Below are 13331 nucleotides of genomic sequence, written 5' to 3'. Positions count from 1 at the left end.
GCATCGCTTTCGCGAGAGATGGGAGAACCGCATGGACAGTCTCGATCGCAGCCGTCTGGCAGCAGTCGATGCGGTGAGGCGTTTCCAGCCGGCGGAGCGGGTGTTGCCGACGATCCTCCTGCGTCAGGCAGAACGCTATGGCGACCGCCGCCTCCTCGTCTTCGGCGACACGGTATGGAGCTTCGCCGATACCGCCAGGATTGCCGCAGCCTCGGCCCGGATGCTCGCCGATGCCGGCCTGCGCCATGGCGACCGCGTCGCGATCCTGTGCTCGAACCGGCCGGAATTCCTGCAAATCTATCTCGGCTGCGCCTGGCTCGGCATTATCGCCGTGCCGATCAACCTGGCGTTGCGCGGCGGCCAGCTCGAACATGTGCTGCGCAATGCCGGCCCTGCCCTTCTCGTCGTCGAGGACACCTCCATCCCGGCACTCGGCACGATCGACGCAAAGCTGCTGCCCGAAAAGGTCTGGATCGTCGGCGACGAAGCACCGTCGGACGCGCCCGCCCACTGGACGGGCCTGCCGGCACTGGGCGAAGGCATCGCGCCAGGAGCGGTGAAGCCCGGCGACACCGTCGCCATCCTCTACACCTCCGGCACGACGGGCCCGGCCAAGGGCGTCTGCTGCCCACAGGCGCAGATGTTCTGGTGGGGCGTCTATTCGGCCCGCGCGCTCGATATCCGCGAAGGTGAGACGCTGCTGACGACGCTGCCGCTGTTCCATACCAACGCGCTCAACGCCTTCTACCAGGCGATCATCAACGGCTGCACCTATGTGCTCGAGCCGAAATTCTCGGCCTCGCGCTTCTGGGATTCGATCCGGCGCCACGAGGCGAATGTCGGCTACCTGCTGGGCGCGATGGCGGCGATCCTGCTGGCGCAGCCGGAGCGGCCTGAGGACAGCGACCACAAGCTGCGGGTCGCACTGGGCGGCGGCGTGCCGGCCCGCTTCCACGATGCCTTCCTGAAGCGCTTCAACGTGCCGCTGCTCGACGGCTACGGCTCGACCGAGACCAATTTCGCCTTCGCCAGCCCGATCCCCTCCGACCATCCGGGCAGCCTCGGCTATCTCGCCGCCGGCATCGAAGCCCGCATCGTCGACGAGAACGATTCTCCCGTCCCCGACGGCGTCTCGGGCGAGCTGCTGCTGCGCCCGACCGAGGCCTATTCCTTCGCCGCGGGCTATTACAACATGGCCGAGAAGACGGTCGAGGCCTGGCGCAATCTCTGGTTCCATTCCGGCGACCGCGTCCTGCGCGAGCCCGGCGGCCATTACCGCTTCATCGACCGCATCAAGGACACGATCCGCCGGCGCGGCGAGAACGTCTCGTCCTGGGAGGTCGAGCAGATCCTGCTCGCACATCCCGCGATCGGCGCCTGCGCCGTCTATCCCCTTCCCTCCGAGCTCGGCGAGGACGAGGTCGCGGCGGCGATCCAGTTCGAACCGGGCGCCTCGCTGACGCCCGAGGAGGTCCTGCGCCATTGCGAGGACAGGCTTGCCTATTTCGCGCTGCCCCGCTTCCTGACCTTCGTCGAGGCTATGCCGCTGACCGAGAACGGCAAGATCAGCAAGCCGGCATTGCGCGAAGGCGGCGTGCGCCCGCAGACCTGGGACCGCGAGAAGTCAGGCTATCGGGTGAAGCGCTGAGAGGGGGTCGGAGACCGTCCAGCCTCCTCAACCCGCCGAGCGCATCGGCTGCTCTGCAGCGCCGCAGCGTTGGCGGTAGGCTTCGAAGGCCGCGCGCAGATCGTCGGGGACCGGCATGGCCTTGTGATCGACCAGCGACGTGACGACCGTGACGAAATTCCCCCGCGCGCATTCGACCCCATCCTTGAAGGCGTGCAGCGTCAGTGTCACGGAACTGCGGCCGAGCGCCTCGATGACGACGGCGACCTCCAGCGTCTCGCCCATGCGGGCCGGCATCGCGAAATCGGCCGAGGCGTGGGCATAGCCAAGGCCGGTGCGACGCGTGCCGATCAAATCGTAATAGGAGATGCCGAGCGCCTGCCCGTACCACTCTTCGAGGATGGTATTGAACAGATGGAAATATTGCGGCGTATAGACGATGCCGGCCGGGTCGCAATGGCCGAAATGGATCGCAAGAGTATGACGCCAGACAGCTGGCGAGAGATCGTTCGACCGCAGGGGAACGAACCGCGACATGAGCCCTCGCATTTAGTTAAGGCACTAATTAATTCATAGACAGCACCATCGGGACTGTCGAGCATCAAACACGCTTCCGGCAAAAAGATTGGTTCCACTGCGCATGTTTTTGCGCGATATCAGCGAAGACGGATATGAGGCCGACCGATCGGCCAAAGCTCAAAAGGATCATGCATTGAGCATCCAAAAGGATCTGGACGATCTCCGCCTCGGCGAGCGGTCCGGCGGCGATCAGGATCACCGGGGCGAAGTGCGCCTCTGGCTGCGGCTGCTCGCTTGCTCGACCCTGATCGAAGCCGAATTGCGTCGGCAATTCAGGGAGAACTTCGACTTCACTTTGCCGCGCTTCGACATCCTGGCGCAGCTCGACCGCGAGCCCGGCGGTCTGGTGCAAGGTGAACTATCAAAGCGGCTGATGGTTTCGCAGGCCAATGTCACGCCGATCATCGAGCGCCTGATCGCCGACGGCTTCGTCACCCGCAGCCCCTCCAATCTGGATCGGCGCATCCAGATCATCTGCCTGACGATCGAAGGCCGGCAGAAATTCCGCCGCATGGCCAAAAAGCACAACGCCTGGCTGGCGGATGCGATGGCTGGATTCCCCGAAGAGGAAATCGAGGAGATCGGCAAGAAGCTTGCGTTGCTCAAGCGCGCATTGATCGCCAACAGGAGCGACCCGCAGCGTTAGGACACTGCCCACGAGGTCGCCGCTCGTGCTCTATGATACTCACGCCTCGAAGGCGTGCTCCAGCGTCATGAGCGCGCCCGCCAATGCCTCGCCCTGCTCGTCGGCCAATGCCGCGGTGCGCAGGCGGCGCAGCCAGCCGGCGCTGTCGGGCTTGCCGACAAGGCCGGGCGCTGCCGACAGGACACGGTCGAACTTCGACTCGCCGCGCGCGTGGGTGTCGGAATAGCCCTTTATCAGCCGCCGGCAGCCCAGGACCTCCACGGCGAGCGGATAATCCTGCGCGACGATCCGCGTCGCCAGGGTTAGCCACCCCTCGATATGAGCCGTCTCGCGCGCATGGCGCAGCAGCCTCCGGCGCGCGAGGCGCAGCGCCGCGACGAGATTGAGCGAGAGGAACCAGCTGACATGACCCGTCTTGACGCGGCGGCCGCGATTGACCGCGCGGTCCAGCAGGCGGACGAGGCCCGGCTTGCCTTCGAGCCAAAGGCCAAGCCCTTTCGGCATGGTGCCGATGACCTCCTCCATGCGCGGATGCATGAACTCGGTCATGTAGAGCAATTGGTCGTCTCGCTTGCCGATCTCCTTGTCGATGCGCTCGAAACGCGACGCCCGCGTCTTGAGGTCGGCGACGCGGATGACATCGTCATAGGCCATGGCGACGGCGAGATATTTTGCAGCGGCATCGGTGAAGGCATAGCCTGCAACCTCCCCACCATGACGGCGGTCGAGCGCCAGCAAATCCCGCATCCGATCGAGATATTCGCCGGCATAGGCGACGTCCTGATAGTCCGTCAGGCGCTTGACGCCGGCGAACAGCATCGGCCGCACGGTCTCCGGAAACTCGCCGTGAATACGCATCAGCAAGCCATCGAGCTGCGGCACGCCGACACTCGTCGGGACAGGCGGCGGGGCTTCCGTGTCGGGCACAGGAGCGGTCTCGGCTGGACGCGAGGCCCGCTCGAAGCCGGCGCCGAAGGCGCGCAGGCTGGGCTCGACGCCCTTGCCGCCCTCGCGGATGGCGGCTTCGAAGGTCTCGCGCGGGAACGGCAGCACGCCGGACCCGGCCAGTGCGCCGAACATCACGGCCGAGATCACGCTGCCGTTCCGCTCCGCCAGCGCCTGCATGTCGAACTGAATCGCATGGCGCGCGGCGAAATCAGACGCTTCGAATACCGGCTCGGAGGATGCGATGCCGTCGCCAGGCTTTTCTTTCTCGCTCACTGCCAGGCTGCGATGGGTCGAGGCGATCAGCGTCGTCCGGTCCGGCGTGACGAGGCCCCGCAGCATGGCGCGGCCGGCTTCCATGAATTCAGCGGCAGCCACGACATCGACATCGCCTGGCGTCGGCATCAGCGAGAGCACGGGATGGCGTCCGTCGCGCGGCGGCAGCATTTCGACATAGTAGATTGTCGCACCGGTCCGCTGGGCCACGCCGGGCACGGAGGTCGATTGCGCGATCCAGCCGGCGTGTTCGGCTGCGGCAACGATCCAGTCGGTCAGGACACCGCCGCCCTGGCCGCCCATGGCGAGCACGGCGATCGACAGGGGGCGGTCGAAGGCTGGCAAACCGGCAGGGCTTACGGGCATCACGGCATTCACGAGAACACCACCCGGCGCGCGTCGCGGCGGCGCTGGAGATAGCCGATCACGGCGCCGCGCAGACGCGCCATCCAGCGATCGAGCCGCGTCGGGTTGTAGATGACGTCGGCGCGATAGAAGGACGGGCACAGCACGGCGGCCTCCGCCACCTCTCCGCAATTGCCGCAGCCGACGCAATTGTTGTCGATCGCGGCGACGGGGTCGTCGCGCAGCGGGTCGTCGAGATGCTTGACGGAGAGCGAAGGACAGCCGGAGAGACGCATGCAGGCATGGTCGCCGGTGCAGATATCCTCGTCCACGCCGAAGCGCTGCTTGACCGAGCGCTTGCCTTCCTTGACCGCCTTGTTGAACAACGGCTTCACACGGCGCTGCTTGTTCAACATGCATTCGGATGAGGCGATGATGATCTTCGGCCCCTCCTCCTTCGACGTCAGCGCCGCCTTCAGAGTGTCGCGCATCTTGGCCACGTCATAGGTGCGGTCGATCTCGCGCACCCATTTGGCGCCGATCCCGCGCACCGCCCTGGCAATCGGGTTCTTGGTGGAGCGGCGGTCATTGTCGGCACGCGAGGACATGATGTCCTGCCCGCCGGTCGCCGACGAATAGTAATTGTCGACAACCATGATGACCTGGTTCTGCTTGTTGAAGACAGCGTTGCCGACGCCCGACGACAGGCCGTTATGCCAGAAGCCGCCATCGCCCATGATCGAGATCGGCTTTTTCCCGGCCTCGACATTGAAGGCTGAGGCCGAAGCGGGCCCCAGGCCATAACCCATCGTCGTGCCGCCGAGATTGAAAGGCGGCAGGATCGAGAAGAGATGGCAGCCGATATCGGCCGAGATCTGGTGCGGACCCAGTTCCTTCTCGACGAGCTTCATCGCCGCGAAGATCGGCCGCTCGGGACAGCCGATGCAGAAGCCAGCCGGGCGCGGCGGCACGATCTCGACCAGTTGCTGGACGGGGGCGGCCGCAACGATCGCATCCGCGCTCGGCAGCGGCGGGCGGTTGCCGAGCAGATGCGGGGCGTTCTGGTCGAGAAAGGCGCCGATGCCCTTGCTCAGTACGGCCGCGGTATAGTCGCCTCCGAGCGGCAGCACATCCTTGCCTGCGAGCTTGGCCGCGATGCCGCGGCGGCGCAGCACCGTGCCGATCGCCTGTTCGATATATTCCGGGTGCCCTTCCTCCACGATCAGCACGGCGCGCTTGTCGCGGCAGAAATCGGCGACCTCGTCATCCGCCAGCGGATAGGTGACATTGAGGACGTAGAGCGGGATCTTGCTGTCGCCATAGGCGTCGGCCAAGCCGAGATATTGCAGCCCGCGCATCACGGAATTGTACATTCCGCCCTGCATGACAATGCCGATTTCGCCGGCATCGGGGCCGAAGAACTCGTTGAGCCTGCGGCGCTTGATGAAATCGACCGCCGCCGGCCAACGCTGTTCCAGCTTCTGCCGATCCTGCAGCATCGAGGCCGGCGGCAGCACGATGCGGTTGAGATCGCGCTGCGGATTCTCCAGCGCCTCGCGGATGGTGAAGGCGGGCTTGCGGTTGTCCTTGGCGATGAACTGGCCGTGGACATGGCAGGCGCGGATGCGGACCTGCAGCATGACCGGCGTGTTGGTGGCTTCGGAGAGCTCGAAACCGTCCTCGACCGATTTGACGATGGATTCGAGGTTAGGACGGGGATCGAGCAGCCAGAGCTGCGATTTCATCGCGAAGGCGTGGCTGCGCTCCTGCGGGATCGAGGAGCCCTCGCCGTAATCCTCCCCGAGGATGATGAGCGCACCGCCGGTCACGCCGCCCGAGGCCAGGTTGGTCAAGGCGTCGCTGGCGACATTGGTGCCGGCCGTCGACTTCCAGGTCACGGCGCCGCGCAGCGGGTACATCACCGAAGCCGAGAGCGAAGCAGCAGCGGCCGCTTCCGAGGCCGAGGATTCGAAATGGACACCGAGCTCGTCGAGCACGTCCTTAGCGTCGGCCAGCACGTCCATCAGATGGGAGATGGGCGAGCCCTGATAACCGCCGACATAGGACACACCGGATTGCAGAAGCGCCTTGGTGATGGCGAGGATGCCCTCGCCACGAAAGATCTCGCCCTCGCCGAGGCGCAGATCCTCGACCTCGCGCGCAAATGAGCGTTCCGCCATCGATCCCTCCACGCCAAACCGACGGCGGAACCGCTCGATGCACGCCCCCTCCCCTCGGGGCGCACGAGCCGAACCGCGCGGTCTTCAGGCTCTCTCGCCAATTACTTTATGCCTTAACTAATTCACGTCAAGCCTGCCGCCGGGCGAGGCCCTGCCTTTGCTGTGTCCACCTCTAAGGCAAGGCATTGAAATTCCTCACGATATCCTCTTTCACATATTTTCGTAAGAATTCCATTTCATCGAAAAACTTGACAGTGATTGTTCAGGCACGGATTGTCCCACCGCGCACGGCCATCACGCAAACTGCAGGGTCGCAAATATCCTGCGATTGGACGAGGCCATGCCACGCAGATGCAGATGGCGTGCCGCGAATGGCGACGCTCCAAACGATCATCATCAACAAGAGGGGAAATCTCGATGCGTCACCGGATCTGCGCCGCCGCGACGGCTATCTCGCTCGTACTCGCTGCGACGTCCGCACGCGCGGAAATCGTGGTCGGCTTCGTCACCGGCCTGAGCGGGCCGATTTCGTCGATCGGCATCCCCAACGCCAAGGGCATTGCGGCGGGCGCAGCCTATAAGAGCGAGGTCGGCGGCGAGACGATCCGCATCATCCAGCTCGACGACGCCTCCGACCCGACGGCCGCGGTCCGCAATACCCGCAAGCTCGTCGAGCAGGAGAAGGTCGATTTCCTGATCGGCACCTCAGGCGCTCCCCAGACAGTCGCGATGGCGACGGTCGCCACCGAACTCAAGGTGCCGATGGTCGCGATCTCACCGATCGCAGAGCCGGCGAAGGGCGATGGCGGCCCTTGGGTCGTGCAGATCCCGCACCCACAGATGCTGCTAGCGCAAGGCGTCGTCGCGGATATGAAGAAGCGCAACGTCAAGACCGCCGGCTTCATCGGCTTCAGCGACGCGCTTGGTGACCTGATGTATAATTCGCTGACCGCGGCGGCGCAGGAGGCCGGCATCAAGGTCGTCAACAACGAGCGCTATGCCCGCACCGACACCTCGGTGATGCCGCAGGTGCTGAAGACGATAGCAGCCCGCCCCGACGCGATCATGGTCGGCGGCACCGCCACGCCGGGCGCCCTACCCGTGCTGGCGCTCAGCGAACGCGGCTACAAGGGTCCGATCTATGGCAATAACGGTATGATCAGCACGGATTTCCTGCGCGTCGCCGGCAAGGCTGCAGATGGCCTGATCTGCCCGACCGGCCCGGTCGCCGTCGCCGAGCAGTTGCCGGACGACAATCCGATCAAGGCGGTCGCGCTGGCCTATCGAGCCGCTTACGAGAAGGCGAACGGCAGCAAGCCGACGGACGGCTTCTCCGCCTATGCCTTCGACGGCTGGGTCGTGTTCGTTGATGCCGCCAGGCGAGCGTTGGAGAGCGGCGCCAAGCCCGGCACGCCCGCCTTCAAGGAGGCGCTGCGCCAGGCGCTGATGTCGAGCAAGGAGGTCGTCGGCACCCACGCCGTCTATAACTTCACGCCGCAAAGCAGCTTCGGCGTCGACGAGCGCTCTCGCGTTCTGGTGAAGAGCGAACAGGGCGGCTGGAAGCTGCTGCCCTGACCCTGGAATGGCGCGCCGGCTTACTTGGCCGGCGCGCGCTCCATATAGCTTTCGACGATGGTCGAGGTCTTGCGATAATGCGCGGCAAGGAGCGCCGCGGCCTCGTCGCCACGGCGCTCCAGCGTCGCTTCCATGATCTGACGGTGTTCGAGCGCCACGTCGCGGCTGGCGGCGGGATTCTGGCCTGCCAGCGTCGGCAGGCGGTAGCGTTGCGTTTCGACATAGAGCTGGTCGGCAATGTCGATCAGGCGACGCGACCGGCAGCGGGCGATCAGGGCGCGGTGGAAATCCTGGTGCCGCGTCTCGAGCGCGATCAGTTCGTCATCGCCAATTCCGCCTGCGGCCGCCTTGCGGCGAACCTGCAGATCGAGCGCATGGAAGGCGGCAACGATGCCGGCCTCCCAATCGTCATCGCCATGGGCGATCGAACGACGCAGCGCCTCGCACTCGATCAGGATGCGCGTCTCGGTCGCGTCCCACATCTCCTCGATCGAAACCGGCGCGACCGAAAAGCCGCGCAGCGGGGCGGTCGCGACCAGACGCTCCGTCTGGAGCCGGTTCAGGGCCTCGCGCAGAGGTGAGAAGCTCAGGCCGTAGCGCTGCTTGAGCAGCTCCAGCCGCAAGGGTTGGCTCGGCGCGAAGACGCCGGCGACGATGTCCTGGCGCAGGCGCCGATAGGCGGCCTCTGCCAAGGTCGCGGCCCCGCCCTGAGAATCCAGGATCTCGTCATTCGCCGGCTGTGCTCCGCTTCGCCCCACACGCACCCGGTGTCTCCTCATTCGTCTCTCCCTTCAGGCTCTACACCAGCGTGGAGTCTAACGCAAAAATATCTTTCTTTCGAAAATATGACATGCCATATAAACCCCATCCTGATCCGAAGGGAGGCTCGCATGTCCAATTCCCGAGAGAACCACCGCGAGGACGTCGCCGGTCGCGCGAACGTCGAAGACACACCTGAGCTGCTGGCCTATTACGATCAGCTCGAACGCCTCGAGGCCGGCGCGCTCTGGACCGTCGCCAACAAGATCGAGCCCTGGCAGCCGAAATCGAAGTCCGAGCCGGTGCTGTGGCGCTATCGCGACCTGCGCGAGCACGTGCTGCGCTCGATCGAGCTGGTCACGCCGGAAAAGGCCGGGCGGCGGGTGATCTATCTCAACAATCCGGGCCGTCGCGACGTCTCGGCGGCCGTGGGCTGGCTCTATTCCGGCCTTCAGGTGATGAATCCGGGCGAAGTCGCCTCGGCTCACGCGCATTCAGCCTCGGCGTTGCGCTTCATCATGGAAGGCTCCGGCGCCTACACCATCGTCGACGGCCACAAGATGACGCTGGGCGCCAACGACTTCGTGCTGACGCCGAACGGAACCTGGCACGAGCATGGCGTCTCGGCGGACGGCTCGCCCTGTCTCTGGCAGGACGGCCTCGACATCCCGCTCGTCAACACGCTGGAAGCCAATTTCTACGCCGTCCATGAGGATCTGCAGCAGGCCGTCGGCTACCCCGTCGACGACGCCACGGGGACCTGGGGCAACCCGGGCCTGCGCCCTTACGGCACGCAATGGGACAAGCCCTATTCGCCGCTGCTGAAATACGAATGGGCACCGACCTACGAGGCACTGCAGCGTTACGCCAAGGTCACGGATGGCTCCGCCTTCGACGGCATCCTGATGAACTACGTCAATCCGGTGACCGGCGGGCCGGTGATGCAGACCATCGGCGCATCGATGCAGCTGTTGCGCCCCGGCGAGCGCACCAAGGCCCATCGCCATACCGGCAGCTTCATCTACCAGGCGGCGAAGGGCAAAGGCTACTCGATCATCAACGGCAAGCGCTTCGACTGGCAGGAGCGCGACATCTTCTGCGTGCCGGCCTGGGCCTGGCACGAGCACGCCAACGCCTCCGATCGGGATGACGTCGTCCTGTTCTGCTTCAACGACATGCCGGTGATGAACGCGCTTGGCCTCTACCGCGAGGAGGCCTTCGGCGAAAACGGCGGACAGCAGCCCCTGGCGGCCTGAGGACCTTCAATCATGCGTTTCGTGACCTATCGCAGCGTCGTCGACGCTGCGGCCCGCCTCGGCGTGATCGAGGACGATCTCGTCGTCGATGTCGAGCAGCTCGGTGCCAAGGCTGGACTGGGCTTCCCTTCCACCATGCTCGCATTCATCGAGCTCGGGCCGGCCGCCTTGGCGGCCCTGCGCCAGGCGCTCGACGATCAACGCGGGCGCTGGCCGGTGGGCGCGGCATTGCCGCTCGGCAATGTCCGGCTGCTGGCGCCGATCCCGCGCCCACGCAAGAACATCTTCGGCATCGGCCTGAACTATGTCGAGCATGTCGCGGAATCGGCCCGCACGCTCGACACATCCAAGGAACTGCCCAAGCAGCCGGTGATCTTCTCGAAGCCGCCGACCAGCGTCATCGGGCCGGGCGACGCGATCGAGCACAACCGGGCGATCACCCAGCAGCTCGACTGGGAGGTCGAGCTCGCGGTCGTCATGGGCCGGACCGCCCGGCGCGTCTCCGAGGCCGACGCCCTCGCCCATGTCTTCGGCTACAGCGTGCTGATCGACGTCAGCGCGCGCGACAACCGCCGCGCCGGACAGTGGATCTATTCGAAGGGACAGGACACCTACGCGCCCTTCGGGCCCTGCATCGTCACCGCCGACGAGATCGGCGATCCGCATGCGCTCGACCTGTGGCTGACGGTGAACGGACAGATCAAGCAGAAGTCGAACACGCGGCACATGCTCTTCAAAATCCCGACGCTGATCGCCGACATCAGCGCCGCGATGACGCTGGAAGCCGGCGACATCATCGCCTCCGGCACGCCGGACGGCGTCGGGGCCGGCAGGACACCGCAGGAATGGCTCTGGCCCGGCGACATCGTGGAAGCCGGCGTCGACGGCATCGGCACGATCCGCCATCCGGTCGTGGCGGTGTGACGAGTCGAGACGGCTGATTTTATTCCAACGAAACAAGAGGGGACGCACTAGATGACAAGGATATCCCTATCGCACCCGGCCATCGCCGCGGCCTTCCTCGCCGCGACCCTGGCCACGCCGGCCAGCGCCCAGAGCGGCCCGGCGACGCCGACCACGATCGGCTTCATCACCACGCTCTCGACCCCGGCAGGCTACATCGGCGAGGACATCCGCGACGGCTTCCAGCTTGCCTTGAAGGACGGCACGCTCGGCGGCGTGCCGGTCAAGCTCGAGATCGAGGATGACAGCCTGAAGCCGGCCAATGCCAAGCAGGCGGCCGACCGCATGGTACAGTCCGGCATCAAGCTCTTCACCGGAGTCAATTTCTCGAACGTGCTGGCGGCGGTCGTGCCTGGCGTCCTCGAAGCGGGCGGATTCTATGTCAGCCTCAACCCCGGGCCGTCGGTCTTCGCCGGCGAGAAGTGCAACCGCAACTATTTCGTCGCGTCTTACCAGAACGATGCCTTCCACGAGGCGGCGGGCCTGTCCGCCAATCGGCTGGGCTACCAGCGTGTCGTCCTGCTCGCGCCGGCCTATCAGGCCGGGCGTGACGCGCTTGAAGGGTTCAAGCGCACCTTCAAGGGCGAGATCATCGGCGAAATCTATACAAAGCTCGACCAGACCGACTTCTCGGTCGAACTTGCGCGCGTGCGTTCGCTGCAGCCCCACGCGATCTACCAGTTCCATCCCGGCGGCGCCGGCATTAACTTCGCCAAGCAATATGCCAATTCCGGCCTGTCGAAGTCCGTGCCGATGCTGATCCCGAGCTTCTCCATGGATGCGCGCATGATCGGCGCCACCGGCGAGGCCGCCGACGGCATCTATGCTTCCGCGGTCTGGACCACGGAACTCGACAATCCTGCGTCGAAGGCCTTCGTCGAAGCCTTCCGCAAGGCCTATTCGCGCACGCCGACGATGTATGCCCAGCAGGCCTACGATACGGCCAACCTCATCGGCAGCGCGCTCAAGGCGGTCAATGGCGACATCGGCAAGCAGGCGGAATTCCGCGACGCCCTGCGGAAGGCGCAGTTCACGGCGGTACGGGGCAAGTTCTCACTCGGGCCGAACCAGCACCCGATCCAGGACTACTACCTGACGAAGTTCGCGAAGAACGCCTCCGGCGAGATCGTGCAGACGATCATCAGGAAAGTCGCCGAGGACTACGGCGACGCCTACGCCGCGCGCTGCAAGATCGACTGACGTCGCGCGCCGCCGGCGGTCGAACGGTGGCGCTCTCAATCCATAAAAAGGGCGGTCCGGGGATGATCCTCTTGATCGAGCAGGTCCTGAATGGCCTGCAATACGGCGCCATGCTGTTCATGCTAGCGTCCGGGCTGACGCTGATCTTCGGTATCATGGGCGTCATCAACCTGACCCACGGCTCCCTCTACATGGTCGGCGCCTATTGCGCTGCCTTTGCGGTGCTGAAAAGCGGGTCCTTTCTCGTCGGCGTCGCCGCCGCCCTCGCCGGCGCCGGGCTCTATGCCGTCGTGCTAGAGCTTGCTGTCGTGCAATGGCTCTATCGCCGCGATCATCTCTACCAGGTGCTGGCGACGCTCGGGCTGATCCTGTTCACCAACGAGGCGGTGAGCCTGATCTTTGGCCGCCGCCCGCCCCTGATGGACATCCCGCCTTTCCTGCAGGGTTCGGTGGCCGTCCTTCCCGGACTCGACTATCCGCTGATGCGCCTGGCCTTCATCGGCGTCGGCGGCCTCGTCGCCATCGGGCTCTGGCTCCTCGTCAACCACACACGGCTCGGCATGCTGGTCCGGGCGGGCGCCGACGACCGCGAGATGGTGTCTGCGCTCGGCGTCGATATCCGCCGGCTCTACACGCTGGTCTTCGGTCTCGGCGGATTGCTCTGCGGACTGGCCGGCGTCATGGCGGCGCCGCTGCTCGCGGTCGAGATCGGCATGGGCGAGAGGGTGCTGATCACCACCTTCGTCGTCATCGTCATCGGCGGCGTCGGCTCGATCCGCGGGGCGCTCGTCGGGGCTCTGCTGGTCGGCATGGTCGACGGCCTCGGCCGCGCGTACCTGCCCCAAGGCCTGCAGATGCTGCTGCCGCCCTCGGTCGCCGATACGCTCAGCGCGGGCCTCGTTTCGGCGAGCATCTACGTCCTGATGGCGATCGTTCTGCTCGTGAGGCCCCTCGGCCTCCTGCCCGCGCGGAGCTGACTT

Annotated in this window: 11 protein-coding genes; 7 read left to right on the top strand and 4 right to left on the bottom strand. The window is 65.4% G+C overall.

The genetic code is table 11. The annotated features are described in order from the left end of the window. Window positions 1–31: 31 nt before the first annotated feature. Window positions 32–1648: an ATP-dependent acyl-CoA ligase gene (locus GV161_RS24400; protein ID WP_152014506.1), complete on the top strand. Its 1617-nt coding sequence runs from the start codon at window positions 32–34 to the stop codon at window positions 1646–1648. Between the two features lie 27 nt (window positions 1649–1675). Here the strand turns inward: GV161_RS24400 and GV161_RS24395 are convergent, their stop codons facing one another. Further along, the gene (locus tag GV161_RS24395; protein ID WP_152014505.1) at window positions 1676–2164 is read right to left on the bottom strand and encodes a thioesterase family protein; all 489 of its coding nucleotides are present in this window, start codon (window positions 2162–2164) and stop codon (window positions 1676–1678) included. A gap of 103 nt (window positions 2165–2267) precedes the next feature. Between GV161_RS24395 and GV161_RS24390 the strand changes: the two genes are divergently transcribed. Continuing rightward, a complete protein-coding gene (locus GV161_RS24390; protein WP_152014504.1) occupies window positions 2268–2852 on the top strand; it encodes a MarR family transcriptional regulator in 585 nt (194 codons plus the stop codon). Between the two features lie 39 nt (window positions 2853–2891). On the opposite strand, the gene GV161_RS24385 is transcribed toward GV161_RS24390, so the two are convergent. After that, a complete protein-coding gene (locus GV161_RS24385) occupies window positions 2892–4439 on the bottom strand; it encodes an indolepyruvate oxidoreductase subunit beta family protein (protein ID WP_152014503.1) in 1548 nt (515 codons plus the stop codon). An 8-nt stretch (window positions 4440–4447) separates the two neighbouring features. Beyond that, the gene (locus tag GV161_RS24380; protein WP_152014502.1) at window positions 4448–6598 is read right to left on the bottom strand and encodes an indolepyruvate ferredoxin oxidoreductase subunit alpha; all 2151 of its coding nucleotides are present in this window, start codon (window positions 6596–6598) and stop codon (window positions 4448–4450) included. A gap of 417 nt (window positions 6599–7015) precedes the next feature. Here GV161_RS24380 and GV161_RS24375 point away from each other — a divergent pair, with 417 nt between their 5' ends. Further along, a complete protein-coding gene (locus tag GV161_RS24375; protein WP_152014501.1) occupies window positions 7016–8173 on the top strand; it encodes an ABC transporter substrate-binding protein in 1158 nt (385 codons plus the stop codon). Window positions 8174–8193: 20 nt separating this feature from the next. Here GV161_RS24375 and GV161_RS24370 read toward each other — a convergent pair whose 3' ends face one another. Further along, the gene (locus tag GV161_RS24370; RefSeq protein ID WP_244624060.1) at window positions 8194–8937 is read right to left on the bottom strand and encodes an FCD domain-containing protein; all 744 of its coding nucleotides are present in this window, start codon (window positions 8935–8937) and stop codon (window positions 8194–8196) included. Window positions 8938–9063: 126 nt separating this feature from the next. Between GV161_RS24370 and GV161_RS24365 the strand changes: the two genes are divergently transcribed. The 4 genes from GV161_RS24365 to GV161_RS24350 all read left to right on the top strand — a co-directional run bounded on the left by GV161_RS24365 (window position 9064) and on the right by GV161_RS24350 (window position 13328). After that, the gene (locus GV161_RS24365) at window positions 9064–10188 is read left to right on the top strand and encodes a cupin domain-containing protein (RefSeq protein WP_152014499.1); all 1125 of its coding nucleotides are present in this window, start codon (window positions 9064–9066) and stop codon (window positions 10186–10188) included. 12 nt (window positions 10189–10200) lie between these two features. Next, on the top strand, window positions 10201–11112 hold the full coding sequence (locus GV161_RS24360) for a fumarylacetoacetate hydrolase family protein (RefSeq protein ID WP_152014498.1): 912 nt from the start codon (window positions 10201–10203) through the stop codon (window positions 11110–11112). 51 nt (window positions 11113–11163) lie between these two features. Then, entirely contained in the window at window positions 11164–12351 is a 1188-nt protein-coding gene (locus GV161_RS24355) for an ABC transporter substrate-binding protein (RefSeq protein WP_152014497.1), read from the top strand. A gap of 62 nt (window positions 12352–12413) precedes the next feature. Further along, the gene (locus tag GV161_RS24350; protein ID WP_152014496.1) at window positions 12414–13328 is read left to right on the top strand and encodes a branched-chain amino acid ABC transporter permease; all 915 of its coding nucleotides are present in this window, start codon (window positions 12414–12416) and stop codon (window positions 13326–13328) included. Window positions 13329–13331 lie beyond the last annotated feature (3 nt).

Origin of the sequence: Bosea sp. 29B (assembly GCF_902506165.1) — a bacterium.
Lineage (GTDB): Bacteria > Pseudomonadota > Alphaproteobacteria > Rhizobiales > Beijerinckiaceae > Allobosea.
Note: the sequence above shows the minus strand (reverse complement) of the source record. Positions and strands in the feature narration are given on the sequence as shown.